The following is a 26,223-nucleotide window of genomic DNA, read 5'->3' as shown; positions in this document are numbered from 1 at the left end:
CGCGCTGGGCGGACCCGAAGGGGGAGTTTCCGCTGCTATCGATGCGCAATTGAGACGAGAGAAGGACCGATGAAGGCCACCATCGAACGCGCGACGCTGCTCCGCTCCCTGTCCCACGTGCAGTCGGTCGTGGAGCGGCGCAACACCATCCCGATCCTCAGCAACGTGCTGATCGACGCCGACGAAGGCGGCGGCGTCAAGGTCATGGCGACCGACCTCGACCTGCAGGTGGTCGAAACCATGACCGCGGCGAGCGTCGAAAGCGGCGGGGCGATCACCGTTTCCGCGCACCTGCTGTTCGATATTGCCCGCAAGCTGCCCGACGGCAGCCAGGTGAGCCTCGAGACCGCCGATAACCGTATGGTTGTGAAGGCGGGTCGGAGCCGTTTCCAGTTGCCCACGCTGCCGCGCGACGACTTCCCGGTGATCGTCGAGGGTGAGCTTCCAACCAGTTTCGAGCTGCCTGCGCGCGAGTTGGCCGAACTGATCGACCGTACGCGGTTCGCCATCAGCACCGAAGAGACGCGCTATTACCTGAACGGCATCTTCCTGCACGTGTCCGACGAGCAGCGCCCGGTCCTGAAAGCCGCGGCGACCGACGGCCACCGGCTGGCGCGCTATACGATCGATCGGCCGGAAGGTGCGGCAGGCATGCCCGACGTCATCGTGCCGCGCAAAGCCGTGGCCGAACTGCGCAAGCTGCTCGAAGAGGCGCTCGATTCGAACGTCCAGATCGATCTTTCGGCCAGCAAGATCCGGTTCGCGCTTGGCGGCGAGGGCGGTGTGGTGCTGACCAGCAAGCTAATCGACGGCACCTTCCCCGATTACAGCCGCGTGATCCCGACGGGCAACGACAAGCTGCTCCGCCTCGATCCCAAGAGCTTTTACGAAGGCGTCGACCGCGTGGCGACCATCGCCACCGAGAAGACCCGCGCGGTCAAGATGGGCCTCGAGGCGGACAAGGTGACGCTGTCGGTCACCAGCCCCGACAACGGCACCGCCGCAGAAGAGATTGCGGCCGAGTACAAGTCCGACGGGTTCGAGATCGGCTTCAACGCCAATTACCTGAAGGACATTCTCAGCCAGATCGACAGCGATATGGTCGAACTGCACCTCGCCGATGCAGGCGCGCCTACGCTGATCCGCAAGGACGAAAACAGCCCGGCGCTGTATGTCCTGATGCCGATGCGGGTGTAGGGCAGCACGCAACGCAGCCAACCTGTCCGCGAGTGGGCGTCCGAGGTTGTCAGCCCAGAAACTCGCGGAGCATCCGCAGCGAATCCTTCGGGTGAGTCATCAGGAACAGATGGCCCGCACCTTCGAAGACTTCGAGGCGCGCGTCCGGGATCATACACGCGAGCAGCTGCCCGTTGGATAGCGGCACGATCGGGTCGCTTTCGCCCATCATCACCAGCACCGGCTTGTCCATGAAGGGCAGGGCGGGCAGGCTCGTCCAGCCGGCCAGCGCCATCAGCTGATAGAAATAGCCCGTGCTGCTGGGCGCGCTGATGTTACCGATCGAATTGCGCGCCAGCTTGCGTTCGTCGGCATTGTCCAGCGCGGTCAGATATTCGCGCATCAGCATCTCGTTGATCGCCGAAAAAGGATCGGCCATCTGCGCCAGCATCATGGGATCGCCCGGGATCATCATCATGCCGGGCGAAGTCGCCGCCAGCACCACCCGGCGCACATGCCCGGCATGCTGGAGCGCGAAATGCTGCGCCATTGCGCCGCCCCAGCTCATGCCCATGACGTCGACTTTTTCGAGGCCGAAGCGCTCGATCAGCGACAGTGCCGTCCAGCTCATGGTGAAAGGATTATAGGGCATCACCGGGTCGCGCGATTCGCCGGTCCCCGGCATGTCGAACATGATGAAGCCGCGTTCGGACAGCGCCTCGGCCAGCGGAGCGACCGCCTCGATGTTCGCGCCGATGCCGTTGAAGAACAGCACCGGCGGGTGTTCCGATGGCTTGTCGAGCCGCCAGCGCGCCACCCGCAGCTCCATTCCGTCAACCTTTTCAAAGGAGATTTCCGCGCTTAACGGGCCACCGTGCTTGCCGCTTCGGAGTTGCGGGCGCTCGGCCTGGTCGGCGGCGTTGCCGACCAGGCCCCAGCCGGGCGCCCACAGGTCGAGATCGGCGAAACGGATCATTTCTTGAAACCCCTTAAGTCGATGAAAAAGAAGCATTCTCTGGGATAAACCGGATGATCACCGATGCCCGTGCCGGGTCCATCGGCATCCCCGTTTCGAATAGCACGCAGGCCTGATGGCCTTTGGCGCAGCCGGGCACAAGGGGCGCGCCCGAGGTGTCGATTGGCGACATGTTATCAGCGCCCGCATTAACCCCATGCTAGGCATCTCGCTTCATCCTTTCACAGACGATCTTTGGCATACTGCGATCCATGACGGCGAGGGTTAAGGCCAGGGATGCGGAGCAAGTGGGCGCCGCAGGTGAGATCAAGGACGCGCCCGCGCGCGAGCGGCGGCGCGGCGCCATGCCTGCTCACCGCCGTGAGGACGATGCCGGAAAGGCCGCTCTCCAGTCGGATGATCCCGAAAATACGCCGGTTCTGCCTGTCCAGTGGCCGATGCTCGCCATCGTGCTGTTGCTCGCCTCGAGTGTGTCGGGCTTGATAACGCAAAGCTTGCCGAGCGTTCCCGCTATCAGCGCTTTCCTCCTCGCCGGCCTGCTTTTTTCGTTCTCCCGCGGAGTGGATGAGGACGATCCGGTCCGCCGCTTTGTCATCGTCGCGGGTCTTGGAGTTCTGCCGCATGTGCTGATCGGGTTCGGCTTCGCGCACTGGATGCAGCATGGCGGTCTGCCGCTGGCGTTCGGCATCGCTTCGATCATCGGCGTGGGCAGCATGTCCGCAGTGTTCCTCGCCGCGCGGCCTTTCCCGGTACTGTTCGCCAAGCTGGGCCTGTGGGCCCCGCTATCCGTGTATTGGGTCATGGGGGGCGACTACATGGTCGGGCTCGCATTTCTCATCGCGGTCGCTGCGGGGGTCGGCATCGCCGTCTATCAGGAGCACTTCGATCGCAGGGGCCTGCAGGCGGACGAGGCGCAGGAGCGACTGCGCAACCGCTCGATCGACATCATGCGCGATTACGAGGCCACGGGACAGGGATGGTTCTGGGAGACCGACCACAATGGCCGGATCGTCTACATTTCGGCCGAATTCGCCCAGCGCTATGGCTTCGACCACGATCAGCTGATCGGCAAGATCTTCACCAACGTGTTCGAGGTCGATCCCGAGGACCGCGAGGCCGAACGCACGATCAAGTTCCACTTCACCGCCCAGTCGCCATTCCACGAACTGCCGGTGCGCGGTGAAGCCGATGATGGCGAGGGCGCGGTATGGTGGGCGGTCAACGGACGTCCTATCTTCGACGGCTTCGACAATTTCTGCGGGTTCCGGGGATCGGGCACCGATCTGACCGAGCGTCGACGGAGCGCGGAGCGTGCCTCGCGCCTCGCGCTGTTCGATTCGCTCACCGGGCTCGCCAATCGCCATTCGCTTTCGCAGATCCTGTCGAAACTGCTGACCCACCCCACCGCTAGCAGGCGCGCGTGCACGATCCTGATGCTCGATCTCGACCGGTTCAAGCACGTCAACGATACCTTCGGCCATCCGACCGGCGATGCCCTGCTGAACCAGGTGGCGCGGCGGCTGGAAAAGGTCGTGGGGACGATCGGCACGGTCGGACGGATCGGGGGCGACGAGTTCCAGGTGGTCATCCCGAACCGCTGTGACGAAACGACCATCGAAAGTCTTGGGCGAGACATTATCCATGCCCTGTCGCAGCCCTATTCGATCGATGGCAAGCGCATCGTTATCGGCGTGTCTGTCGGGGTTGCGCTGGCGCCCGATCATGGCGGTACGAGCGAGCGGGTGATCCGTAGTGCGGACCTTGCCCTCTACGCCGCGAAGGATGCGGGGCGCGGGCGCTATCGCCTGTTCTCGGACGAGCTTCATGTGGCCGCGCGCGAGCGCAACCAGCTAGAAGAGGAACTGCGCCTGGCGATCGATTCAGGCAGCCTGCAACTGCACTATCAGCCGGTGGTCAACACCTCGACCGAACAGATTTCGGGCTTCGAGGCGCTGCTTCGCTGGAACCACCCCAAGCATGGCTGGATCAGCCCGGAAAAGTTCGTGCCGGTGGCAGAGGATGCGGGCCTGATCGTGGCAATCGGCGAATGGGCTATTCAGCAGGCTTGCGCGGATCTCGCCCGCTGGCCCGCGGATGTTCGCTGCGCGGTCAATGTCTCGCCCTTGCAATTCGCGGATGCCGGCCTGCCAGGCATGATCGCGCGGACCATCGCCAAGGCGGGGATCGAGCCATCGCGGCTGGAGCTGGAAATTACCGAGAGCGTCTTCCTCAATGATGATGCGGGCACGGATGCCACCTTCGCCGCGCTCAAGAGAGTGGGCGTCCGGCTGGCGCTCGACGATTTCGGTACCGGCTATTCCTCGCTCGGCTATCTGAAAAATGCGCCGTTCGACAAGATCAAGATCGATCAGGGGTTCGTCCGCGGGGCCACCATGCCGGGCAGCCGCAACGGCGCGATCATCGCAGCGATCAGCAGCCTCGCGAGCGCTCTGGGCATGGATACCACCGCCGAAGGTGTCGAAACGCTGGACGAGCTGGAGCTGGTGCGTCTGCACGGGTGCAGCCACATTCAGGGCTATATCTATTCCAGGCCGCTCTCGACCGAAGAGGCCGATGAACGGCTGGGCCAGGGCCTGGCGATCAGCGCAACCGGCCCGCGCCTGTCGCGCGATCCGCGTCAGGCGATGCTGCGCCGCGTGGTGCTGCAGCATGACGAGGACTTCTACAACGCCACGATCCGCAACATGTCGGCCAGCGGTGCCCTGATCGAAGGGCTGTGGAACGTGCCCGAGGGACACGATTCCGCATCGCGCTGAGCGAGCGGCTGGCAGTCGATGCCGAGGTGCGATGGTGCGAGGAAAACCGCATCGGCGTGCAATTCACGCAGGCGCTGCGGCGCGACCAGCGCGGCTTCTTCGACCTGCCCGAAACGAAGAGCGAGCGAGGCGGTCAGAGGGCGATAGCGAGAGAACCTTCGGCGGTTTCGTCCGCGCAGGCTTGAACGGGCCAGCACTGGTGATGGCGTCTGCGGACAATGCCGCTACCACACCGGATTTGTGCTGATCGCGATACAGTCGTTCAAACATGCTGACACTGCGGCAAGGTCGGTCTATTGCACCCGCACAATGACTGACCTTTCCAAGATACGCAATTTCAGCATCATCGCCCATATCGATCATGGCAAGTCCACGCTCGCCGACCGGCTGATCCAGCTCACCGGCGGGCTGACCGAGCGCGAGATGAGCGAGCAGCTGCTCGACAACATGGATATCGAGCGCGAGCGGGGCATCACCATCAAGGCGCAGACCGTGCGCCTCAACTATACCGCCAATGATGGCGAGACCTATCAGCTCAACCTGATGGACACGCCCGGCCACGTCGACTTCGCCTACGAGGTCTCCCGCAGCCTCGCCGCGTGCGAGGGCGCGTTGCTGGTGGTCGACGCGGCGCAGGGGGTGGAGGCGCAGACGCTCGCCAATGTCTACCAGTCGATCGAGCACGACCACGAAATCCTGCCCGTTATCAACAAGATAGACCTTCCCGCCGCCGAGCCCGAAAGGGTCGCCGAGGAGATCGAGGAGATCGTCGGCATCCAGGCCACCGGCACCTGGCAGAACGGCGGCGCGGTGCTCACCAGCGCGAAATCGGGCATCGGCGTCGAGGACGTTCTCGAAGCGATCGTCGCGCGCATCCCGCCGCCCACGGGCGACCGCGACGCAGCCCTGACCGCGAGCCTGGTCGATTCCTGGTACGACCCGTACCTCGGCGTCGTCATCCTCGTGCGCGTGATCGACGGCGTCCTAAAAAAGGGCCTCAACGTCAAATTCATGCAGGGCGGCACGCAGCACCTGATCGACCGGGTGGGCGCCTTCACCCCCAAGCGCGTCGACCTCGTTGAGATCGGCCCGGGCGAGATCGGTTTCATCACCGCGCAGATCAAGGAGGTGGAGCAGGCGCGCGTCGGCGACACCATCACCACGGTCAAGAACGGCGCCACCAAGGCGCTGCCCGGCTATCGCGAGCCGCAGCCGGTGGTGTTCTGCGGCCTGTTCCCCGTCGACGCCGCCGATTTCGACAAGCTGCGCGAGAGCATCGCGCGCCTGCGCCTCAACGATGCGAGCTTCACCTTCGAGACCGAAAGCTCCGCCGCGCTGGGCTTCGGCTTCCGCTGCGGCTTCCTCGGCCTGCTGCACCTCGAGATCATCCAGGAGCGCCTGAGCCGCGAATACGACCTCGACCTGATCACCACCGCGCCATCCGTGGTCTACCGCATCCACCTCGGCAAATCGAAGACCGAGGATGCGACGGTGATCGAGCTGCACAATCCGGCCGACTATCCCGACGTAAACCGGATCGAGATGATCGAGGAACCGTGGATCAAGGCGGTGATCTACACCCCCGACGAATATCTCGGCAGCATCCTCAAGCTGTGTCAGGACCGGCGCGGCATCCAGACCAACCTGACCTATGTCGGCGGGCGCGCGCAGGTGACTTACGAGCTGCCGCTGAACGAAGTGGTGTTCGATTTTTACGATCGCCTGAAGTCGATCAGCCGCGGATACGCCTCCTTCGATTACGAGCAGATCGGCCTGCGCGAAGGCGACCTCGTGAAGATGAACATCCTCGTCAATGCCGAGCCGGTCGACGCCCTGTCGCTAATCGTCCACCGCGGCGTGGCGGAAGAACGCGGCCGCGGCATGTGCGAGCGCCTGAAAGACCTGATCCCGCGCCACCTGTTCAAGATCCCGATCCAGGCCGCGATCGGCGGCAAGGTGATCGCCCGCGAAACCATCGCCGCGCTGCGCAAGGACGTGACCGCCAAGTGCTACGGCGGCGACATCAGCCGCAAGAAGAAGCTGCTGGAGAAGCAGAAGAAGGGGAAGGCCAGAATGAGAGAGTACGGCAACGTCTCGATCCCTCAGGAAGCCTTCATCGCAGCGCTCCGTATGGGGGAAGAGTGACCCTCATTCTGAGGATGCGGGAGCGCCCGCAGGGCGGCCTGCCCCGGCGAAGGCCGGGGGGAATGTGAGCATTCCGCAAGAGGCGTTTATCGCCGCGCTGCGGATGGGGGAGGAGTAGGCACCCGCCTGCCCGAACCGCTCACTCGCTGACCCACACAGCCCCCTGCCTGCAGCAATCCACGCCCGCATCAATCCACGCCGGCGCACCCGCCGGCCCCACGAAGGATAACGACACCCGCTATGGCAGGTTTTAAGATACCCACGTTCCAGGAACGCGCCGACCAGGCGCAGGCGCGCCGCGAGAAGGCGCTGAAGAAGCTGGCCGCGAAGAAGCCGATGGACCCCGAAGAGGTCGCCCGGCGCAAGGCCGCACAGGAAAAGCGCGACGCCGCCGCCGCCGAAAAGAGCGCCGCCCGCAAGGCCGCGATCGCTGAGGCCAAGGCAGAAAAGGAAGAAAAGCAGGCCGCCGCCAACGTGCCCGAGCCAACCGAGGCCGAGCGCAAAGCCGCCCGCGACGCCAAGTACGCTGCGCGCAAGAAGCGGAAGAAGGGGTAGGGGTAGAGGGGCGGTTAGTTCTCGTGGAGCTGCCCGGATGCGCGAGCGCCCCCCCCCCCTCCTGCTTTCCTTAGTCGCGTCGGGCCTTATCCTGGAAGACTGGGAAGTCGCCCGCGTCGCTATAATCCTCGATGGGCGCGCGGTTCTTTAGCGTCTCCATATCCGCATCGGTGATCTCGAAATCGACTGCTGCGTTGGAGCGCATGTGATCGGCCGTCTGCGTCTTGGGCAGCGGCAGCAGGCCGAGTTGCAGGCAATACCGGATGGCGAGCTGTGCGACGCTGGCGTCGTACTTTGCAGCCATCGCCTTCAGGTCGTCCTGGTCGAGAATCTTTCCGTGGCCGATAGGCGAATAGGCCTCGCACAGCACTCCCGCCTTGGTCGTATGCTCGATCAGCTTGAACGGCGTATTGCTGATATGGGCGAGGAACTGGTTGACTGTGGGCTTAACGCTGCTGTTTGCGAGGATGTTGTCGAGATCGGCCTCCTCGAAGTTCGAGACACCGATCGCGCGCAGCTTGCCCGCCGCCAACGCTTCTTCCAGCGCACGCCACGCCTCCAGATTGCCTTCGAAGAAATGGTCGCCCTCGCGGAAGTTCTCCCACGGCTGGGGGCTGTGGATGATCATCATGTCGATCATGTCGAGACCCATGGTTTTCAGCGATCCGTCGATCGCGTCGCGGGCTTCGCCATAGCTCTTGTACTCGGTCTGTAGCTTGGTGGTGACGAACAGCTCGTCGCGTGCGATGCCGGAGGCGCGGATGCCTTCGCCCACGCCGTTTTCATTTCCGTAGGCCTGGGCTGTGTCGATGTGGCGATAGCCGACGGAAATCGCCTCGCGCACCGCTTCGGCGGCCTTGTTATCGTCGATACGCCACGTGCCGTAGCCGATCTTGGGAATCATGATGCCGTTATTGAGGGTGTAGGTTTCTTGCAGAATCATTGAGGGGTCTTTCGTTTAATGGGGGGCGGGGTTAATCAGTCCGGCTTGCCGGTGATCGGCTCACCGGCGAGATATTCCTCGTCGGTGACCTTCTCCATCCAAACGACATTTTCGCCGTCGAGGGCTTCCTGGATCGCGATGTGGGTCATCGAACTGTCAGGTGTGGCACCATGCCAATGCTTGCGGTCGGGCGGGCACCACATGATGTCGCCTTCGTGGAATTCGTATTTCTCGCCGCCTTCCACCTTGGTCCAGCCCACGCCATCAGTGACGATCAGCGTCTGGCCAAGCGGGTGCTTGTGCCACGCGGTGCGGGCACCGGGTTCGAAGGTGACGATCGCACCGGTGAGACGCGAGGGGTCCTCGCGGCTGAAATTTCCACGGATCGTCGCCTTGCCGGTGAACAGGTCTTCCGGTCCCTCGACTACGTCCTGGTCGGCCTTGCGGGTGATTTCCATATCAGTATCTCCTGGCTGAGTGGTTAGTGCGCTTGCCGCTGTTGTGCCTGCCAATGCGATTGCAGCTGCGATCTTCCGGTTTGCCATGTTTCGGTCCTCTCAATGCGGATCTCCCGTCCACACTTGGCTCGCTCTGGAAATAATGGGCGTCGCTCACGGGGATAAGATGGCCGCGCGGCAATGAAGTGATGAAGCGCATTCAGCAATCGGCTATCGGGTGATGGATGCAGATCAGCAGAACGGACCTCGCGGACTTCGCCTATTTCATCGCTATCGCGCGCCATCGCAGCTTCCGGAGGGCGGCGCAGGAGATCGGTGTCACGCCATCCGCGCTCAGCCACGCGATGAGCGCGCTAGAAACGCGCCGCGACGTGCGATTGTTGAACAGAACCACTCGCAGTGTCACCCTCACGGCGGCGGGCGAGGATCTGTTGGCGGCGATCGACGGGCCGATGCGCGCCATCGGGGAAGCATCGCAATCGCTTGACCGATTGCGGGACCGTCCGGCAGGCCGGATCAGGATCAATGCGCTGGGTGATGCAGTGCCATTACTGATCGTGCCGGTGATGCCGGAATTCGTTTCTCGCTATCCTGAAATCGAGATCGACATCAGCGTCGATAATCGCCTGCTCGATATCACGGCGAGAGGTTTCGACGCGGGTATTCGCTATGGTGGCACCGTACCCGAAGACATGGTCGCTCGCCCCCTGTCCGGCCCAATACGCTGGTCGGCGGCGGCCGCGCCGCATTATCTCGATCGATATGGCAGGCCATTGCACCCAACCGAGCTTGAGGGCCACCAGTGTATCGGCATCCGGCTGGGCAACGACCAGATTTACAAATGGGAGTTCGAGCGCGGAAACGAAGCAATCTCCGTCGAGCCGCCGCACCCGTTGACCGTGGATGAGAGCAATGTGGGGATGGGGCTCGCGATCGCGGGCTGCGGAATTACCTATGGCGCGGAGCCGGTATTGCGAAGGCACGTCGACCGCGGTGAACTGGAGTTCGTACTGGAGGATTGGGCATCATTGGGCGAGGGATTTTACGCCTACTATGCGAGCCGTAGACAGGTCCCTACGGCGCTGCGGCTCTTGATTGACCTTATTCGCGAAATGAAACCGCTCCGGTCATACCAGGTCAGCGAAAGGTCCGGCTAGGGAAGGACGTTGGCGTCATATCCGCCAACCCTCATCCTCATCCTCATCCTCATCTGCCCCCGCATCGTACTTCGGGTGCTCCGGGTCTTCCCACCAGCGGTAGCCTGCGGCCTCGTCCTCGGCCTCGATCGCCTTGAAGGCGTCCCAGGCCGCGCGGGCGCGGGGGCTCAGGGCGTTTAGCCACTTGTCGCGCGCCGCGTTCAGCTTCGCGTCGATCGCATCGTACACGCGCTGCTCGCCGCCCTGCGCGCGCTCGCGCTCGTACTCCTCGCGCCATTGTTTCTTGAGCCGCTTCAGCTCCATCTGGCCGACCGCGTTGAGGCCTTTTGCGCGGCCTTCCGCAAAACGATCGGGCGCGCGGTTGCGCAGCATGAACATCAGCAGACGGTCGTTATAGGTGGTCCGCGTGCCGACCAGCTTGCCGTAGGAGTAGACGGGCACGTCGACGCCATTCAGGGCCCGGTCCATCGCGACATCCTCGATTCTTTGCACGCCGAGGTCGATCGCCGCCTGCCATGCTGCGCGAAAGCTCTCCGCGCCGGGCTGGCGGCGCAGGTAATAGGCGCCGGCCTGGCTCATGTTGACCGCCTTGCACGCGGCGTGGACGGAGCCCGTATCGGCGAGCGCGGCGATGAAGCGGCGCTGGCGCTCGGGCGTCCAGCCATCGTGGCGGTCGGTCTGGCGGGGGACGGGGACGAAGTCGGGCAGTTCGCCAGCGGGCACGGGCAGGCGCTCCTCGCGATTGTCGGCGCGGCGGGTCATGGCCGGAAACTCATGGTCGGATATTCATGGTCGGATGCTCATGGGGGGCAGTCGTCCGATGCGAAAAGGGGCGGGGTCTATGCCCGGAAACTGGCACTGTAGGACAGAGTTTGTTCGGCGGCGGGCGGGAATTGCGAAACTGGCGATGAGGGCGGCAATGAAAAGGCACGACCTTTCAGGTAGTTGCGGGCCTCCCGCAAAGTCCAGATCGTCACGCGCGCCCTAATCGAAGGCAGGCAGGTGACAAATTCGATTTGTTCTGCATAATCAATCGCGATTCGTTGCTCTGGCGGGGGCCGGAGGCGCGAGGCTTTAGGGGGGGTACTCAATGCTACGTCTGTTTGCCGCGGTGTCGGCACTTATCGCTGCGTGTTTCGCGCTCGGTGCGCCGGTTGCCGCACAGGATACGCGCCCGGTGGTCGGCATCGCGCAGATGGAAGATCTGACGGGCGGCAATCAGGACGAGAATTTCATCGCGATGCTCGAAACCGCGATCATCGGCAGCGGCAAGTTCCGGATTATCGAGCGCGCCCGGCTGGCGACGCTGCTGGAGGAACAGGGCCTTGCCAATGGCGGTGTCGTGACCACCAATCGGCCCGGCCAGACCGGCGGCTTCGAGGGGGTCGACTACCTGATTTACGGCACGATCTCGTCGATCTCGGCGACCAACAAGTCGAACCTGGGCGATACGCTCCTGCGCGGCATGCTCGGCGGGAACAACCGTTCGCGCTCCGAATGCTATAACACCAATGTTCGCATGGAAGCGGATATCCGCATTACCGACACGAACACTGGCGAGGTCCGCTACGCCACGCGCATCAGCGAAGAGCAGAAGTCCGCGACGGTCTGCGGCGGCGGCAGCCAGATCGATGCCGCCGCGCTGCTGCGTGCCTCGGCAGACAAGATCGCCACCGGCCTCGTCACCGCGATTTTCCCGATCCAGATCGCCGCGGTGCAGGGCGATGGCTCCATCATCCTCAACTTCGGCGAGGGCGCGCTGCGCCAGGACGATTACCTGATGGTCTACGGCGAGGCGAGCGAGATCCCCGATCCCTCGGGCACCGGCATGATCAAGATCGACGGGCAGAAGCTCGGCGCGATCCAGGTGACCGAAGTCCAGTCGGCCTTCTCGCGCGCGGTGGCGGTGACCGAATTTGCCAATGGCATCCCGGTCGGAGCGATCGCTCGTCCGGTGAGCGACGACGATATCGACGATCTGAAGCGCTCCAAGCGGCGGCGTCGCTAAGGTGCGGACATCGAGCGGAGGGGACGTGATGCGCAAGTCCATGTTCGCAGCTCTGGCGGCTGTCATCGGCCTGGTCGGGATGTCTGCCAGCGCCCGCGCGCAAGAGCAGGCGGCGGTGAATATCGGTACGGTCGATACGCCGATGTCGTGCTCGTATTTCCGCAATTACGAGGGCAGCCGGCTCGCCTATAGCGAATCCGAGTATGCGCGCTGGTGGGGCGCGGCGGCCGCGCGCCGCTATTACGCCGCGCACACCACGTGGCGCAGCTGGGTCGTGAAGGACTGCCAGTCGAACTTCCAGACCCTGCGCCACTCGCTCGAGGCGGCGCTGGCTTCCTCCGGCCGGATCACGACCGGGCCCGGCGGCTACACGCTCAACATCACGATTTCGGATATCGGCGAGACGGCGCCCGCGAACAATCGGCCGGTTCGCGGAGAGAATTCCTACCGCACCAGCTGGGGGACGGCGGTCGTGACCGCGTCCTACACCCTGCTCGACCGCAGCGGCGCGACCATCGATGGTGGCATGATCACCAAGCGGGTCGAGATGTCGCGCACGCTCGATACCAACCGGATCCGCGTAAACACCTACGAGCCGGGCGAGTCGGTCTACGATCTCGTTCAGAGTGCGGTTGCCAAGGCGATTGCGCGCGACGTGGTGTTCGCCATTGATCCGGTCATCGTCACTGCGGTCGAGGGCAATCTGATCGAGATCAATTACGGGCAGCCGCTGGTCGCACTGGGCGACCGGCTGGATGTGGACCGTTCTCGCGGGATCGGCAGCCTGCGTTACCGCGTGATTTCGGCGACCAATTACAGCGCCACTGCGGAAGTCGATGGCGACAGCGACACCTCGGATATCGACCCGGGCAACGAGGTCACCTTCGTCGAAGGCGACAGCGATGCAGCCAACGCCCGCCGATACCGCCGCGTCCCGCTGCCCTAGGGTCGGGACGAGGGGGCTCTGTTCCCTTCGATGATGGTGCAATCTCGGTTGCGCAGCGTCCGAAAGGAAAAGCGCTGTCCTGCATTGCGGCTGACGCGTTGGTACGCAGCCGGGGTTCCGGTTCGTTGAGGCGTGTGCCACCCGTTCATGACGGCTCCGGGGGCGGTTGCCACGGCGTTGCGGCAGCACCGATCGGCGCTCGTCGCGGGCTCGATACCGACCTGCTCTAGGCGACCTTGCGCTTCGTCGGGATAGCTGGGGAGACTTCGCTTTCGCCGGGTTTCCTGTCCGGCGTTTCCAGGTCGCGCGCGAGGACGACCCTGTCGCGGCCCCGGCTCTTGGCCGCATACAGCGCCTTGTCCGCGCGGTGGTACAGGTTGCGCCAGGCGGCGTCGTCTTCCAGCGTGCCCTCGGCCATGCCGATGCTGATGGTCACACGCCCGCCATGCGGCATTCGGGCCTCGCGGATTGCCGAGATCAGCTGGATGGCCGTGCCCGGAGGCAGTGCCTCGGCCGTGCCGAGCAGCGCGAACTCCTCGCCCCCGATGCGTGCTGCACTGATATTCTCTCCCGCAGAAGCCCCGATCAGACGGGCCACTTCCAGCAGCACGGTGTCGCCGCAATCGTGGCCATGCGTATCGTTGATGGTCTTGAAGCAGTCGATATCGATGATCAGCAGCCGCGCCTGCGCATCATGCGCACCCAGATCTTCGGCAAAGTCGAGCAGGGCGCGACGATTGAGCAGTCCGGTCAGCGGATCGGTCTGAGCGAGGGTCTGGCTCTTGCGCTTGAGCAGCAGGAGCTCGACCACCTGCTGGTGATGCGCGTTGATCATCCGCCACTGGAACAGCCCTGCGATGCACAGGCTGACGGCGGCAGCCATGTCGAGGGTCGTTCCGGCGATGAAGAGGAGGATCGAGACCGACACGATGTCGATGACCAGGTGCGTGGCTGCCGCTGCGCGAACGCTGGCCATGCAGTAGGCGGTGGCGAGCGCACCCATCACGAGGATGACGGGGAAATGCAGCTGTTCGCCTGCGTCGGCGTGGAGAAAGGCGGCAATCGCCCAGCTGGTGGAGATGAGTGCGCCGACCAGCGACGATTTCCAGCTTGCGAGAATGAACCGTTCGGCTCGCCAGGGCTTTTTCTCGAAATCGTACTCTTGGAAGAGTTTGCTCAATCCCGCGAGGCAATAGAGCGCCATCAGACCCGGGAGCCCCCAGCGAACGAACCAGCCAGCGCCATCCGGCGTGGCCAGCGCGGCAAAGGGACAGGTCGCCAGCAGGGCGATGAACAGCCAGCGCGCATGTTTCTGAACCGAGGTTGCGCTCGCTACGACAAAGTCGGACCGTACCTCTTGCGGCAGATCGGGGATCGCTGCGTTGCGCAAGAAGGTGCTGACCCTGCCCACAAGGGTCAGATAGCCTCGAAACTGCTAAACAGATCTTAAGCGAGGCGCGGGGCCGGGCCGCTTGCCCGAGTCTGCCGGGGGCCTGCCACGCCCGCTTAGCCGCCGCCCATCGCGCGGGTGACCGTATCGAACACCGCGGCAAGGTTGAGCCCGAGCGACTGGAAGGCAAGCAGTGCGGCGAGAGAGATGAGCGCCGCGATCAGCCCGTACTCGATGGCGGTCGCGCCATCCTCTTCACGCATCAATTCCTGGATCATGGCGGTCGCCTCCGCCGTCAGGTTAGGCACACGTGCTTTCCGGCAGGTAAATGCGGGCCGGATGCGCGCATGTCCGGCGCGCGCATCCGGCAATCGCATCGCTTTACGGGCGCGTCTGGCCCTGACCGTGGACGAGGTACTTGAAGCTGGTCAGCTGTTCGAGGCCGACCGGCCCGCGAGCATGCATCTTGCCGGTCGCGATGCCGATTTCCGCACCCATCCCGAACTCGCCGCCATCGGCGAACTGGGTCGAGGCGTTGTGCATCAGGATTGCGGAGTCGATGCTGGTCATGAACTTGCGCGCCGCGTCCTCATCCTCGGTGATGATCGCGTCGGTGTGGTGGCTCGAATAGGTGTCCACCCAGTCGATCGCCTCGTCGAGGCCGTCGACCACCTTCACGCTGGCGATGGGATCGAGATATTCGGTGCCCCAGTCTTCGTCGGTCGCGGGCTTGATGCTGGGCGCGAGGGCGACGGCGGTCTCGTCACCGCGCAGCTCGCATTCATCGCCGAAGATGGCGGCGATCTTGGGGATCGCCTGATCGGCAACCGCCTTGTCGACCACGATGCTCTCGGTCGCTCCGCAGACGCCGGTGCGGCGCAGCTTGGCATTGCGGATGACTTCGGCCGCCTTGTCGAGGTCGGCCTTGGCGTGGACGTAGGTGTGGCAGTTGCCATCGAGGTGGAGGAGCGTGGGCACCGAGGCCTGGTCACGCACCAGCTCGACGAGCCCACGCCCGCCGCGCGGGATGACGAGGTCGACGAACTCGTCCGCCTTGAGCAGCTCGGCCACCGCAGCCCGGTCGGTCGTGCCGACGGTCTGCACGGCGTGTTCGGGCAGGCCGGCGGCTTTCAGGCCTTCCTGCATGCAGCGCACGATCACGCGGGTCGAGTTGCGGCTTTCGCTGCCACCGCGCAGGATCACCGCGTTGCCGCTCTTGAGGCACAGCGCGGAGGCGTCCGCGCCGACATTGGGGCGCGATTCGTAGATCATGCCGATCACGCCGATGGGTACCGCGACACGTTCGATCTTGAGGCCATTGGGCCGGTCGAAGCTGGCGAGCTGGCGGCCCACAGGGTCGGGCAGCTGCGCAATCTGTTCGAGCGCGCTCGCCATGCCCTCGATCCGGTCGGGCGTCAGCTTGAGCCGGTCGACGAAGCTCTCGGGCTTCTTGCCCGCGACGCTCTCGACGTCCTTGGCGTTGGCTTCGAGCAGCTCGTCCTGATTGTCGCGCAGCGCCTTGGCGGCGGCGGTGAGGGCGGTGTTCTTGGCTTCGGTGCTGGCGGTCAGCAGGCCCTTGGCGGCCGCGCGCGCGTTGCTCCCGAGTTCGTGGATATGGATTGCGGGGTCGAGGGTCTGGTCGTTCATGGTGGTCCTCTTCGGATCATTCTTATGCGGTGTTCTAGTGATTAGACGGGCAAGGTGCGCCCCGGGTTCCGAGCGCGCGCTACCTCAGCTCGACGGCGCGCTTGTAGGCCGCCTCCAGCGTCTCTTCGAACTTGCGCGAGACGGCGCCGTCGCCGTTCAGCGCGTCGAGCCCGGCGGCGGTGGTGCCGCCCTTGCTGGTGACCGAATTGCGCAGGTCTTCCAATGTCTGCCCGTCCTGGTCGATCGCCATCGCGATGGTCCCTTCGAGCGTGCCGAGCACTAGCGCGCGGGCCTGTTCGTGCGAAAAGCCGATGCCCTCGGCCGCCGCGACATAGGCGCGGGCAAGTTCGAAGACGTAGCCGGGGCCCGAACCCGCGACCGCAGTCACCCGGTCGAGCTGGTCCTCGTCGTCGACTTCGACGACGGTGCCGGTCCGCTCCATCATCGCGTGCGCATGCTTGCGCTGGTCGTCGGTGACGCCGGGGCCCGCGACGAGGCCGTTGGTCGCCTTGCCGACGAAGGCGGGGAGGTTCGGCATGATCCGGATGACCGGGGCATCGCCGATGGCCTTTGAGATGCGCGCGACGGAAGCGCCTGCCGCCATCGACACGACATAGCCGTTGTCGGAGAGGACGGGGGCATAGTCGGGCAGGATGTCATCGATCATCTGCGGCTTGATCGCGACGATGATGACGTCGAAGCGTTTCTCGCCCAGCGCGTCCTTGTCCTTGACGAGGGAAACACCTTCAGGCGCGCTCTCCAGAAAAGGATCGACAATCGTAAAGCTCTCGTCGCCGCGCTTCCAGTATTCGAGAAGGGCTCCGCCCATCTTTCCGCATCCGATAAGTAGTATGTTCTGAAAGATAATATCTCTCCGTTTGCTATCAGAAGCAGGTGGCGCGATTTTAGTCTCCGCGCGTAAACCCCGCATTTCGATTGTGTTTGTTCTTTTATAACACGCCCGTGCAATTTTTTCCAGTGGGTTGTGCGATGCAGCACCTGTGCCTATGTCCGCGCCACTCCTCTGGCCATGAACATGGATGATACATGCCGCAATCGCATACCGTCGTCGTCAAGATCGGCTCCACCCTGGTTGCGAACAGTGAACGCCTAACGCCCCGTTTCGGGTTCATCCAGCGTCTGCTGGAAGATGTTGCCAAGCTGCGCGAGCGCGGCAGCAATGTTATCCTGTGCAGCTCGGGCGCGGTCGCGCTGGGTCTCAAGATCGTGGGCGAGCGCCCCGAAACCGCTGGCGTGAGCGACAAGCAGGCCGCCGCCGCCTGCGGAATGCCGATCCTCACCAACGCCTACAAGCAGATCGGGCACGAATTCGATTTCGAAATCGCGCAGGTCCTGCTGACGCTGGGCGATTTCGAGGATCACCGCCGCTTCCTCAATACGCGCAACACCGTGTTCCGCCTGCTGGAGGCGGGGGTGATGCCGATCGTGAACGAGAACGACTCGATCACGACCGAGGAAATCCGCGTCGGTGACAACGACCGGCTGGCCGCCAAGGTGGCGCAGATGGTCGATGCGAAGGATTTCATCATCCTGACCGAAGTCGACGGCCTGTTCGATCGCCACCCGGACGAGGAAGGCGCCGAGTTCATTCCCGAAGTGACCGATGTCGCGCCCTTCATGGAAGCGACCAAGGGCAAGAGCACGCTGGGCACCGGCGGGATGACGACCAAGCTGATGGCCGCCAACATCGCGCAGGAGGCGGGTGTGACCACCTATATTGCCCATGGCGAATACGACAATCCACTCAGCTCGGTGCTCGACGGGGAGCGTCGCGCGACCAAGTTCATCGCCCACGACACGCCCACCTCGGGGTGGGAACGCTGGATCGCCAACCGCCTGCAGATGGCGGGCAGCATCGGCGTTTCGGACGAACTGGCCGAGGAGCTCGCCGATGGCGACCGGGCGATCCGGCGCGAGGACATCCTTTCGATCGACGGCGATTTCAGCCGCGGCGACGTGCTGCATATCTACGACCAGCAGGGTCAGGAGCGCGCGCGCGGGCTGAGCGACTTCACGTCGGAAGAATTGCGCGTGCTGGCGGTAAACCCGCATCTCGATGCCGAACAGCTGCTGGGCTACACCACCAAGGGCGAGGTCATCCGTTCCAAGAATCTCGTCAGCCTCGAAGGGCGGCATCTGCTATGGGAAGCCCCCGAAGGCAGCGAGATTTCGGGTCACGGCGAACGGCCGAGCGCCTGAATCGCGCCTCGGGGAAAAGCGGCCGCCGCATCGTGGGGCAGACCGGTCGATCCTTCACTTGGCGTTCACCGCGCGGCTGGCTATAGACTGCGCGCATGAACTCCCAGCATCAGCCTGTCGCCGCGCGTCGTCGCCCCGTCATTACCGCCGCCCTGCTCGGCACCGCACTCGCGCTGTCGGCATGCGCCGGTGGCAGCGCCGGACCGACCGATACGGCCTATGTCGCACGCGATGTGGAAACGCTCTACGCCAGCGCCAAGGATCGCCTCGATCGCGGCCAGACGACCGTCGCCGCCGCGCTGTTCGACGAGGTGGAGCGCCAGCATCCCTATTCGCCCTGGGCCCGCCGGGCGCAGCTGATGAGCGCGTTCAGCTATTACGTCGCGCGCGACTACACCAAGTCGATTCAGAGCGCGCAGCGCTTCCTCTCGATCCATCCGGGCAACAAGGACGCGCCTTACGCCTATTACCTGATCGCGCTGAGCTATTACGAGCAGATCAGCGACGTTCAGCGCGACCAGAAGACGACCGAGCAGGCGCTTGCAGCGCTGCAGGAAGTCGAACGCCGTTTCCCGCAGTCCGAATATGCGTCGGACGCGCGGCTCAAGATCGACCTCGTGAAGGATCACCTTGCGGGCAAGGAAATGGAAATCGGTCGCTTTTACGAGCGTTCGGGCCGCTGGACCGCCGCGCAGATCCGTTTCCAGAACGTCGTCGAGAAGTACCAGACCACCAGCCACGCGCCCGAAGCGCTCTATCGGCTGACCGAGACGAGCCTTGCGCTTGGCATCCCGACCGAAGCCAAGAAGTACGCCGCCGTGCTCGGCGCGAACTATCCGGGCAGCGAATGGTACGAAAAGGCGTTCGAACTGGTGCAGGACCACGCGCCCAATGCGCAGGTCGCGGTCGGGCAATAGGCCGCCGCGTTGCCTCGCTTCGCCGGTGGGCACTTCATATTAACGGTGGGTTCCCGGCTGGGGTGCCGGTGACGCGGGCACCCGCGCGCGCTAATCTGCGCCCGCAATGCTGACTCAACTCGCCGTCCGCAACGTCGTGCTGATCGAAGCGCTCGATCTCGATTTCGGGCGCGGCCTCGGCGTGCTCACCGGCGAGACGGGGGCGGGCAAGTCGATCCTGCTCGATGCGCTGGGCCTCGTCCTCGGCAACCGGGCCGATGTCGGCCTCGTGCGCAGCGGCGCCAAGCAGGCGAGCGTCACCGCGACTTTCGAATTCGCGCAGCTTCCCGCTGCGCTGGCCGAAGTGCTCGACGACGCCGGGATCGAGATCGAGCCGGGCGAGCCGCTGATCATCCGGCGGCAGGTGAATGCGTCGGATACCGGTGCAGGCTCGAAGGCCTTCGTCAACGACCAGTCGGCCAGTGTGGGCCTGCTGCGCAATCTGGCGCCGATCCTCGTCGAGCTGCACGGGCAGCATGACGACCGGGGGCTGGTGAACCCGCGCGGACACCGCCAGCTGCTCGATCGCTTCGCCGATGCAGACACCGCCAAGGTGGCGCGGGGCTGGCGCGAATGGCAGCGCGCGTCCGAAGCGCTGCAAGAGGCGCGCGAGGCGATCGACGCGGCCAGTGCGGAGCAGGACCTGCTGCTGGCGCATCTCGCCGAACTGACCGACATTGAACCGCAGGCGGGCGAGGAAGCACGCCTCGCCGAAGCGCGCGCGTCGATGCAGAAGGGCGAGCGGCTGTCGGGCGACCTCGAGGAACTTCGCCATATCTGGGATGGCTCCGACTCGCCGCTGAGCGAACTGCGCACCGCCGCACGGCGGCTCGACCGGATCGCGGGCGAGCACAAGCTGCTGGCCGAAGCGCTCGGCGCGCTCGACCGCGCGATCCTCGAGGCGGCGGAAGCCGAGGAAAAACTGGAGGAAGCGGCCGAGGCACTGGTTCACGATCCCGCCGCGCTCGACGCCGCGGAAACGCGGCTGTTCGATCTGCGCGCGCTCGCCCGCAAGCACCGCTGCGAGGTCGACGAACTGCCCGGCAAGATGCGCGAGCTGCGCACCAAGCTCGACGCGATCGAGGGCGGCGAGGCCCAGCTCGATGCGCTCAGGCTGGCCGAGCGCGAGGCGTTCGACGCCTACGAAGGCGCGGCAAGCCGGTTGCGCAAGGCGCGCAAGGCCGCGGCCAAGACGCTCGACAAGGCGGTCGCAGGGGAGCTCGCTCCGCTCAAGCTCGATTCCGCCCGTTTCCAGACCGACGTGCAGCCGCTGCCGCAGGAGAAATGGGGCCCGTCGGGCATGGACGCGGTCGAATTCCTGATCGCGACCAACCCGGGCGCCGACTTCGCTCCGCTCAACAAGATCGCCAGCGGCGGCGAATTGTCGCGCTTCATCCTCGCGCTCAAGGTCGCTCTCGCCGAAAAGGGCGGCGCTGCGACGATGATCTTCGACGAGATCGATCGCGGCGTCGGCGGCGCGGTCGCCTCCGCCATCGGCGAACGGCTCGCGCGCCTCGCCAGCGACGGGCAGGTGCTGGTGGTGACGCACTCGCCCCAAGTCGCCGCGCGCGGCCGGGTGCACTACAAGATCGCAAAGGCGAGCAGCGGCCCCAAGGCGGGCAGCGTGACGAAGACGTCCGTGGTGTTGCTGGATGCCGATGGCCGTCAGGAAGAGATCGCGCGGATGCTCTCCGGCGCGGAGGTTACGCCCGAAGCGCGCGCGCAGGCGGATCGGTTGCTGGAGGGGGTGTAGCGATCCGCAACCACCCCCCGACCCCCTCCTTCAAGAAGGAGGGAGAGAATACGTCTCAAGCCCCCTCCTCCCCGGAGGGGGGGTGGGGGTGGTGGGCCTTTACGTGGGTGGTTACGCGAGCGGGCGCGCGAAATGCGCAACAACCCGACCGAGCCGGAGAAGCGCCTGTGGTACGCGCTGCGAAAAAGCCAATTGGCGCACCTGAAGTTTCGCAGACAGGCGGTAAAGGGTAACCGGATTCTCGACTTCTACTGTCCGGCAGCGAAATTGGCAGTCGAGGTCGATGGTGGCACGCATGACCGGAAAGCAGATGTCGAACGCGACGCCGAGGTTCAGCGGGCGCAGGGCATCAGAATTCTGCGCTTCACAAACGGGGAAGTGATGCGCGACGTGAACGGTGTCCTGAGAGCAATCATCGAAGCCGTGAGGTAGAACGAACCACCGCCCCTCCTTGAAAAGGAAGGGGAGAAGGTGTCACTCTCCCCCAAGCTCATCCCGCAAGAACCGCTCGATCTCCCGATACCCCTCGCGTAGCGCCTCCGCATTTCCCTCGGGCGATCCGCCGAGGCGTGAGAGGTTCTCGAACATTGCATCGGTCTCGCTCACCGGCGCGCCGTAGCCGTAGTGGCCGGCGTCGGTGTAGGCGAGCAGGGTCACATCCTCCTTGCCCTCGGCTTCGGCGCGTTGTTCGATCTTGCGGCCCATCGCGCAGGATGCCCACACGTTATCCGCCTCGCCGCAGATCATCAGCACGGGCACGCGCACATCCTCGATCGGCAGCAGCGCTTCGGGTTGTTCGTCCTGCAGCGCGAGCAGTTCCTTGCCGATTGCTTCGGGATCGCCGCCGAACATCTGCACGCCGCTGGTGTCGAGATGGACCAGATTTTCGCCGCGCCATGTCCATGGCGACCCGAACTGCCGCCACGGCTCGTCCCAGCTGAAGCCGGGCCACACCGCATTGCCGGGCATGCCGAGCACGATGGCCTTCAGCGAACGGTCACGCATCGCGATCAGCTGCGTCGCCTCGCTGCCGCGCGACCAGCCCATCATCGCGGTGCGCGACGGGTCGACCTCGGGCCGCGCGCGCAGCCAGGCAAGGCCGCGCTGGAAGGTTTCGAGCGGAATGCCCTCCAGCCGCTCGGGCTGGCCCGGCGCGCGCCAGTAGCTCTGGTGCAGCACCGAATAGCCATCCTTCTGGAGGGCCAGCGCCAGCCGCGTCATGTCGCTGCCGAGCCCGCCCTCGCTGCCGCCGATCAGGAGGATGCCGGGGCCGTTATTGGCGCCCTTTGCCGGATAGAAATTGCCGAGCACGTCGCCCGCGTCGATCCGCTCGCCGACCTGCGCCTCGGGCTCGACCATTTCGAGCGGCACGAGGCTCGCCCATGGTTTCCAGATCCAGATCGCGGCCACCGCCGCCGCCAGCAACAACAGCAGCATAAGGCAACCGCAGCCGATTTTCTTGCCCAGGCCCATGTCCCAATTCCCCCCAATGTCCCCGATCGCGACCATACTTGTGTTTCGGGGCCGAGAAAATGGCTTCCGTAATCTCGCCGCTGTGCCCTATCGAGACGCGCGATGGATGGCTCAAAAAGCCTCCAATCGGTTGTGGCCGCGCTGGCAGTTGTGGAAATTGGAATCGATGCGAAGTCCGAAAAGCCCTGATCACGAAAGCTACAAAAAGGCGGAAAAAAAGCAGGAGGAGTTACGTCCGCTTGCTCACAAGCTGGCAAAGCTAAACGCAGACATTGTTTTCCATCGGCATCGGTATGACGATTTGGATGACCCCATCATAACTGATGAGGAATTTGATGCTCTTAAGATGGAGGCGCAGGCGCTCGAAAATCAGCTCGTCGTTGATGAGGAAGATCTATTTAGCGTCAGGCAAATCGTTGGCGCCCCATCAACAAAGTCGCTCGAGAAAGTTCTACATCCCGTCCGGATGATGAGCCTCGACAATGCCTTCAACGGCGAGGAAGTGGGCGAGTGGGTCGCGCGGGTGCGGCGTTTCCTCGACATGGAAGCAGACGCGCCGGTGTGGTTCACCGCCGAGGACAAGATCGACGGCCTGTCCTGCTCGCTGCGCTACGAGAAGGGCGAGCTGGTACGCGCGGCGACGCGCGGCGACGGACAGGTGGGCGAGGATGTGACCGCCAATGTCGCGCATATCGAGGATATTCCCAAGCAGCTGAAGGGCGACGCACCGGACGTGTTCGAAATTCGCGGCGAGGTCTATATGGAGCGCGCCGCCTTCGCCGATCTCAACGCGCGGCTGATGGATGAAGCGCGCGCGGCGGCGGACGAGAAAGGCGCGCCGTTCGAGGCGGACAAGGTCCGCCAGTTCGCCAACCCGCGCAACGCGGCGGCGGGATCGCTGCGGCAGAAGGACGCGAAGGTCACTGCCAGCCGCCCTTTGCGCTTCTGGGCGCATGGCTGGGGCGAGGCTTCGGAGCTGCCGGGCGAGACGCAATGCGAGGTGATCCGCGCCATCGAAGCCTTCGGCCTGCCGGTCTCGCCGCAGTTTACGCGCGTCGAAGGGCTCGAGGCACTGCTCGCGCATTACGAGACGATTGCGTCCGCACGGCCCGACCTGCCCTATGAGATCGACGGCGTCGTCTACAAGGTAGACCGGATCGACTGGCAGGAGCGGCTCGGCTTCGTCGCCAAGGCCCCGCGCTGGGCGCTGGCGCACAAGTTCCCCGCCGAGCGCGCCGAAACCACGCTGGAGGCGATCGACATCCAGGTCGGGCGCACGGGCAAGCTGACGCCGGTGGGCCGCCTCGCGCCGGTGCTGGTCGGCGGGGTAACCGTCACCAACGTCACGCTCCACAACCGTGACGAGATTGCGCGGCTGGGCGTGCGCCCGGGCGACCGGGTCTGCGTGCAGCGCGCGGGCGACGTCATTCCGCAGGTAGTCGAAAACCTCACCCGAGATGTGGAACGCCCGCGTTTCGAATTCCCCGATCATTGCCCCGAATGCGGTAGCGAGGCGGTGGCGGAGGAAGGCGAGGTCGATGTGCGCTGCACCGGCGGGCTGATCTGCCCCGCGCAGGCGACCGAGCGACTGGAGCATTTCGTGAGCCGCGGCGCGCTCGATATCGAAGGGCTGGGCGAGAAGACGATCGCGCAGTTCCACGCCCTCGGCTGGCTCGAAAGTCCGGCCGACATCTTCCGGTTGAAGACCCGCCGCGAGGATATCCTCGCGCTGGAGGGCTGGCAGGACAAGTCGGTGGACAACCTGTTGGCGGCGGTGGAGGAAAAGCGCACGCCCGACGCGGCGCGGCTGCTGTTCGGGCTGGGCATCCGCCATGTCGGCGCGGTGACCGCGCGCGACCTGATGAAGGGGCTGGGCGATCTTCGAAAGCTGCCCGGGAAGGCCGCCGAATTCCATCGCTACCGTATCGAAAATCCGCGTGGCGAGGACGAGAAGGTCAGCCCGTTCAACACGCGTATGCTCGACGCCGTGCGGCGGATCTACGAGGTCCGGACGGACGGCATCGGAACGGCGGTGGGCCACGCGCTCGCCGACTTTTTCCACGAAGATCACAACCGGCAGGTGTGGGACGACCTGATCGGTGCCGAACCCGGCAAGGGAGAAGTCGACCCGCCTCTCTATAAGGTCCAGACGGTCGAGAGCCCGGTGGCGGGCAAGACCGTGGTGTTCACCGGCAAGCTCGAAACCATGAGTCGCGACGAAGCCAAGGCGCAGGCCGAACGGCTGGGTGCCAAGGCGGCGGGCAGCGTGTCCGCCAAGACCGACCTGCTGGTCGCCGGGCCGGGCGCGGGCTCCAAGCTCAAGAAGGCCGAAGAACTGGGCATCGAGGTGATCGACGAAGCGGGCTGGGCTCAGATTGTCGCCGCGGCGGGTTGAGTGCGTCAGCGGAGTCCTGATGAAATTTCAGCGCGTCGCACTATGTTCGACCCGTGCGTAACCTGCTGATTCTCTTGTTCTGTATTCTCACGGCTGGGAGCCTTGCCACCTGTCACCTGACAGAGGCGACGGGCGACACCAGCGGCGCGCCCTCTTTCGAGGAGCGGATCGAGCAGGCGGCGGAGGATCTCAGCCTCGAACGGTCGGCAGAGGAAGAATGGCTCGACGACCGGCTGTTCGCGCTGGGCAGCGATCTGGAAGGCAAGGTCGGCATTGCGGTTTACGATCCGGCGCGCGGGCGCATGGTTCACTTCAACGGCACCGATCTGTTTCCGCAGCAGAGCGTCAGCAAGCTGTGGGTCGCGCTCGCCGCGCTCGACCAAGCGGATCGCGGCACGCTCGACCTTTCCGAGACGGGCACGGTTCGTATCCCTGATCTCGCGGTCTTTCATAGCCCGATCCGTAACAGCGTGGTCGCCAATGGCAGCTTCAGCGCGACCTATCGCGATTTTCTGGAGCGTGCGCTGACGCAGAGCGACAACACCGCGAACGACATGGTGCTGCGCCGCGTCGGCGGGCCCGATGCGGTGCGCCAGGTGCTGGTGAGGAAAGGCTTTTCGGATATCCGCTTCGGTCCCGGCGAGCGGCCCATGCAGTCGGCCATCGCGGGGATGGAATGGCAGCAGAGCTGGGCGCTGGGCAAGACCTTCTTCGAAGTGCGCAAGGGCGTGCCGCACGATGTCCGGCAGCAGGCGTTCGACGCCTATGTCGACGATCCGGTCGATGGCGCGACCCCGGTGGCAATCGCCTCCGCGCTCGCGCGCTTGCAGGAAGGCGAATTGCTGTCGGACGCGGGCACGGCGCAGTATCTTGCGTGGCTGCGCGAGGTGAAGAGCGGACCCAACCGGCTTAAAGGCGGCCTGCCCGAAGGGTGGAGCATCGCGCACAAGACCGGCACGGGCCAGGTGCTCGACATCGTGCCGTTGGGCGACCCGGCGGACCAGGCCGGTTATAACGATGTCGGCATTCTCACCGCGCCCGATGGCAGCATCTATACGGTGGCGGTCATGATCGGGCGCACACAGGCCCCCGTGCCCGAACGCATGGAGATGATGCACGGCGTCGTGCGGGCCATCGCGGGCTATCATGAAATGGTGACGGGAGCTGGGCCGGGCGAGAACGCTGCGCTCCAGGAGTCCATCTAGCGAGAAATTTTCGCTGCGCTGTCGAAAGGGGCAGACCGGCGGC

General features: G+C 64.6%; 23 protein-coding genes. 14 read left to right on the top strand and 9 right to left on the bottom strand.

Annotated features, from left to right (window positions below; genetic code table 11):
- The first annotated feature begins 69 nt into the window (after nt 1-69).
- Nucleotides 70-1,197: a DNA polymerase III subunit beta gene (dnaN, locus tag AAG612_RS14865; protein ID WP_342511486.1), complete on the top strand. Its 1,128-nt coding sequence runs from the start codon at nt 70-72 to the stop codon at nt 1,195-1,197.
- A 49-nt stretch (nt 1,198-1,246) separates the two neighbouring features.
- On the opposite strand, the gene AAG612_RS14860 is transcribed toward dnaN, so the two are convergent.
- On the bottom strand, nt 1,247-2,152 hold the full coding sequence (locus tag AAG612_RS14860; RefSeq protein WP_342511484.1) for an alpha/beta fold hydrolase: 906 nt from the start codon (nt 2,150-2,152) through the stop codon (nt 1,247-1,249).
- A gap of 287 nt (nt 2,153-2,439) precedes the next feature.
- Here AAG612_RS14860 and AAG612_RS14855 point away from each other — a divergent pair, with 287 nt between their 5' ends.
- The 4 genes from AAG612_RS14855 to AAG612_RS14840 all read left to right on the top strand — a co-directional run bounded on the left by AAG612_RS14855 (nt 2,440) and on the right by AAG612_RS14840 (nt 7,629).
- Nucleotides 2,440-4,929: a putative bifunctional diguanylate cyclase/phosphodiesterase gene (locus AAG612_RS14855; RefSeq protein WP_342511483.1), complete on the top strand. Its 2,490-nt coding sequence runs from the start codon at nt 2,440-2,442 to the stop codon at nt 4,927-4,929.
- Complete coding sequence (locus AAG612_RS14850) at nt 4,890-5,114, top strand: hypothetical protein (RefSeq protein ID WP_342511481.1); 225 nt, start codon at nt 4,890-4,892, stop codon at nt 5,112-5,114. Before AAG612_RS14855 ends, AAG612_RS14850 begins: the two co-directional genes overlap by 40 nt.
- A gap of 124 nt (nt 5,115-5,238) precedes the next feature.
- A complete protein-coding gene (gene lepA / locus AAG612_RS14845; protein ID WP_342511479.1) occupies nt 5,239-7,074 on the top strand; it encodes a translation elongation factor 4 in 1,836 nt (611 codons plus the stop codon).
- A gap of 240 nt (nt 7,075-7,314) precedes the next feature.
- The gene (locus AAG612_RS14840) at nt 7,315-7,629 is read left to right on the top strand and encodes a DUF6481 family protein (protein ID WP_342511477.1); all 315 of its coding nucleotides are present in this window, start codon (nt 7,315-7,317) and stop codon (nt 7,627-7,629) included.
- A gap of 70 nt (nt 7,630-7,699) precedes the next feature.
- Here the strand turns inward: AAG612_RS14840 and AAG612_RS14835 are convergent, their stop codons facing one another.
- Both AAG612_RS14835 and AAG612_RS14830 read right to left on the bottom strand, forming a co-directional pair.
- Nucleotides 7,700-8,572 carry an aldo/keto reductase gene (locus tag AAG612_RS14835; protein ID WP_342511475.1) on the bottom strand — a complete coding sequence of 291 codons (873 nt, stop codon included), beginning with the start codon at nt 8,570-8,572 and terminating at the stop codon, nt 7,700-7,702.
- 35 nt (nt 8,573-8,607) lie between these two features.
- On the bottom strand, nt 8,608-9,030 hold the full coding sequence (locus AAG612_RS14830) for a (R)-mandelonitrile lyase (RefSeq protein ID WP_342511473.1): 423 nt from the start codon (nt 9,028-9,030) through the stop codon (nt 8,608-8,610).
- 224 nt (nt 9,031-9,254) lie between these two features.
- Here AAG612_RS14830 and AAG612_RS14825 point away from each other — a divergent pair, with 224 nt between their 5' ends.
- Nucleotides 9,255-10,187 carry a LysR family transcriptional regulator gene (locus tag AAG612_RS14825; protein WP_342511471.1) on the top strand — a complete coding sequence of 311 codons (933 nt, stop codon included), beginning with the start codon at nt 9,255-9,257 and terminating at the stop codon, nt 10,185-10,187.
- Between the two features lie 15 nt (nt 10,188-10,202).
- Here the strand turns inward: AAG612_RS14825 and AAG612_RS14820 are convergent, their stop codons facing one another.
- On the bottom strand, nt 10,203-10,949 hold the full coding sequence (locus AAG612_RS14820) for a hypothetical protein (RefSeq protein ID WP_342511469.1): 747 nt from the start codon (nt 10,947-10,949) through the stop codon (nt 10,203-10,205).
- 328 nt (nt 10,950-11,277) lie between these two features.
- Between AAG612_RS14820 and AAG612_RS14815 the strand changes: the two genes are divergently transcribed.
- Both AAG612_RS14815 and AAG612_RS14810 read left to right on the top strand, forming a co-directional pair.
- Complete coding sequence (locus AAG612_RS14815) at nt 11,278-12,195, top strand: CsgG/HfaB family protein (RefSeq protein ID WP_342511467.1); 918 nt, start codon at nt 11,278-11,280, stop codon at nt 12,193-12,195.
- 28 nt (nt 12,196-12,223) lie between these two features.
- Nucleotides 12,224-13,141, top strand: coding sequence for a hypothetical protein (locus AAG612_RS14810; RefSeq protein ID WP_342511465.1), 918 nt, complete (start codon nt 12,224-12,226; stop codon nt 13,139-13,141).
- A gap of 226 nt (nt 13,142-13,367) precedes the next feature.
- Here the strand turns inward: AAG612_RS14810 and AAG612_RS14805 are convergent, their stop codons facing one another.
- From AAG612_RS14805 to AAG612_RS14790, 4 genes are all read right to left on the bottom strand, one after another.
- The gene (locus AAG612_RS14805) at nt 13,368-14,531 is read right to left on the bottom strand and encodes a GGDEF domain-containing protein (protein ID WP_342511463.1); all 1,164 of its coding nucleotides are present in this window, start codon (nt 14,529-14,531) and stop codon (nt 13,368-13,370) included.
- Between the two features lie 116 nt (nt 14,532-14,647).
- Nucleotides 14,648-14,809 (bottom strand): Flp family type IVb pilin, encoded by a 162-nt coding sequence (locus AAG612_RS14800; protein WP_342511461.1) that lies wholly within the window; start codon nt 14,807-14,809, stop codon nt 14,648-14,650.
- Between the two features lie 103 nt (nt 14,810-14,912).
- Nucleotides 14,913-16,178: a glutamate-5-semialdehyde dehydrogenase gene (locus AAG612_RS14795; protein WP_342511459.1), complete on the bottom strand. Its 1,266-nt coding sequence runs from the start codon at nt 16,176-16,178 to the stop codon at nt 14,913-14,915.
- Between the two features lie 79 nt (nt 16,179-16,257).
- The gene (locus AAG612_RS14790) at nt 16,258-17,109 is read right to left on the bottom strand and encodes a pyrroline-5-carboxylate reductase family protein (protein WP_342511457.1); all 852 of its coding nucleotides are present in this window, start codon (nt 17,107-17,109) and stop codon (nt 16,258-16,260) included.
- A 116-nt stretch (nt 17,110-17,225) separates the two neighbouring features.
- Here AAG612_RS14790 and proB point away from each other — a divergent pair, with 116 nt between their 5' ends.
- From proB to AAG612_RS14770, 4 genes are all read left to right on the top strand, one after another.
- Nucleotides 17,226-18,398, top strand: a complete 1,173-nt coding sequence (gene proB / locus AAG612_RS14785) for a glutamate 5-kinase (RefSeq protein ID WP_342511455.1) — start codon at nt 17,226-17,228, stop codon at nt 18,396-18,398.
- Nucleotides 18,399-18,493: 95 nt separating this feature from the next.
- Nucleotides 18,494-19,315 carry an outer membrane protein assembly factor BamD gene (locus AAG612_RS14780; protein ID WP_342511453.1) on the top strand — a complete coding sequence of 274 codons (822 nt, stop codon included), beginning with the start codon at nt 18,494-18,496 and terminating at the stop codon, nt 19,313-19,315.
- A 106-nt stretch (nt 19,316-19,421) separates the two neighbouring features.
- Nucleotides 19,422-21,107: a DNA repair protein RecN gene (gene recN / locus AAG612_RS14775; RefSeq protein WP_342511451.1), complete on the top strand. Its 1,686-nt coding sequence runs from the start codon at nt 19,422-19,424 to the stop codon at nt 21,105-21,107.
- 48 nt (nt 21,108-21,155) lie between these two features.
- Complete coding sequence (locus AAG612_RS14770; RefSeq protein WP_342511622.1) at nt 21,156-21,539, top strand: endonuclease domain-containing protein; 384 nt, start codon at nt 21,156-21,158, stop codon at nt 21,537-21,539.
- Between the two features lie 42 nt (nt 21,540-21,581).
- Here the strand turns inward: AAG612_RS14770 and AAG612_RS14765 are convergent, their stop codons facing one another.
- Nucleotides 21,582-22,580, bottom strand: a complete 999-nt coding sequence (locus AAG612_RS14765) for an acyl-CoA thioester hydrolase/BAAT C-terminal domain-containing protein (RefSeq protein WP_342511449.1) — start codon at nt 22,578-22,580, stop codon at nt 21,582-21,584.
- Nucleotides 22,581-22,686: 106 nt separating this feature from the next.
- Between AAG612_RS14765 and ligA the strand changes: the two genes are divergently transcribed.
- Together ligA and AAG612_RS14755 are read left to right on the top strand one after the other, a co-directional pair.
- Entirely contained in the window at nt 22,687-24,975 is a 2,289-nt protein-coding gene (ligA, locus tag AAG612_RS14760; RefSeq protein WP_425341868.1) for an NAD-dependent DNA ligase LigA, read from the top strand.
- 53 nt (nt 24,976-25,028) lie between these two features.
- A complete protein-coding gene (locus tag AAG612_RS14755) occupies nt 25,029-26,180 on the top strand; it encodes a serine hydrolase (protein WP_342511444.1) in 1,152 nt (383 codons plus the stop codon).
- The last annotated feature ends 43 nt before the right edge of the window (nt 26,181-26,223 follow it).

Source organism: Citromicrobium bathyomarinum, from assembly GCF_038594605.1.
GTDB classification, from domain to species: Bacteria; Pseudomonadota; Alphaproteobacteria; order Sphingomonadales; family Sphingomonadaceae; genus Alteriqipengyuania; species Alteriqipengyuania bathyomarina_B.
Note: the sequence above shows the minus strand (reverse complement) of the source record. Positions and strands in the feature narration are given on the sequence as shown.

Bases quoted from the DNA above. Each gene is read 5' to 3' on its own strand.
- AAG612_RS14825 (WP_342511471.1), top strand. From the start codon at position 9,255: ATGCAGATCAGCAGAACGGACCTCGCGGACTTCGCCTATTTCATCGCT.
- ligA (WP_425341868.1), top strand. From the start codon at position 22,687: ATGGCTCAAAAAGCCTCCAATCGGTTGTGGCCGCGCTGGCAGTTGTGG.
- AAG612_RS14830 (WP_342511473.1), bottom strand. From the start codon at position 9,030: ATGGAAATCACCCGCAAGGCCGACCAGGACGTAGTCGAGGGACCGGAA.
- AAG612_RS14840 (WP_342511477.1), top strand. From the start codon at position 7,315: ATGGCAGGTTTTAAGATACCCACGTTCCAGGAACGCGCCGACCAGGCG.
- AAG612_RS14820 (WP_342511469.1), bottom strand. From the start codon at position 10,949: ATGACCCGCCGCGCCGACAATCGCGAGGAGCGCCTGCCCGTGCCCGCT.
- proB (WP_342511455.1), top strand. From the start codon at position 17,226: ATGCCGCAATCGCATACCGTCGTCGTCAAGATCGGCTCCACCCTGGTT.
- AAG612_RS14800 (WP_342511461.1), bottom strand. From the start codon at position 14,809: ATGATCCAGGAATTGATGCGTGAAGAGGATGGCGCGACCGCCATCGAG.
- AAG612_RS14795 (WP_342511459.1), bottom strand. From the start codon at position 16,178: ATGAACGACCAGACCCTCGACCCCGCAATCCATATCCACGAACTCGGG.
- lepA (WP_342511479.1), top strand. From the start codon at position 5,239: ATGACTGACCTTTCCAAGATACGCAATTTCAGCATCATCGCCCATATC.
- recN (WP_342511451.1), top strand. From the start codon at position 19,422: ATGCTGACTCAACTCGCCGTCCGCAACGTCGTGCTGATCGAAGCGCTC.
- AAG612_RS14860 (WP_342511484.1), bottom strand. From the start codon at position 2,152: ATGATCCGTTTCGCCGATCTCGACCTGTGGGCGCCCGGCTGGGGCCTG.
- AAG612_RS14780 (WP_342511453.1), top strand. From the start codon at position 18,494: ATGAACTCCCAGCATCAGCCTGTCGCCGCGCGTCGTCGCCCCGTCATT.
- AAG612_RS14790 (WP_342511457.1), bottom strand. From the start codon at position 17,109: ATGCGGGGTTTACGCGCGGAGACTAAAATCGCGCCACCTGCTTCTGAT.
- AAG612_RS14815 (WP_342511467.1), top strand. From the start codon at position 11,278: ATGCTACGTCTGTTTGCCGCGGTGTCGGCACTTATCGCTGCGTGTTTC.
- AAG612_RS14765 (WP_342511449.1), bottom strand. From the start codon at position 22,580: ATGGGCCTGGGCAAGAAAATCGGCTGCGGTTGCCTTATGCTGCTGTTG.
- AAG612_RS14835 (WP_342511475.1), bottom strand. From the start codon at position 8,572: ATGATTCTGCAAGAAACCTACACCCTCAATAACGGCATCATGATTCCC.
- AAG612_RS14810 (WP_342511465.1), top strand. From the start codon at position 12,224: ATGCGCAAGTCCATGTTCGCAGCTCTGGCGGCTGTCATCGGCCTGGTC.
- dnaN (WP_342511486.1), top strand. From the start codon at position 70: ATGAAGGCCACCATCGAACGCGCGACGCTGCTCCGCTCCCTGTCCCAC.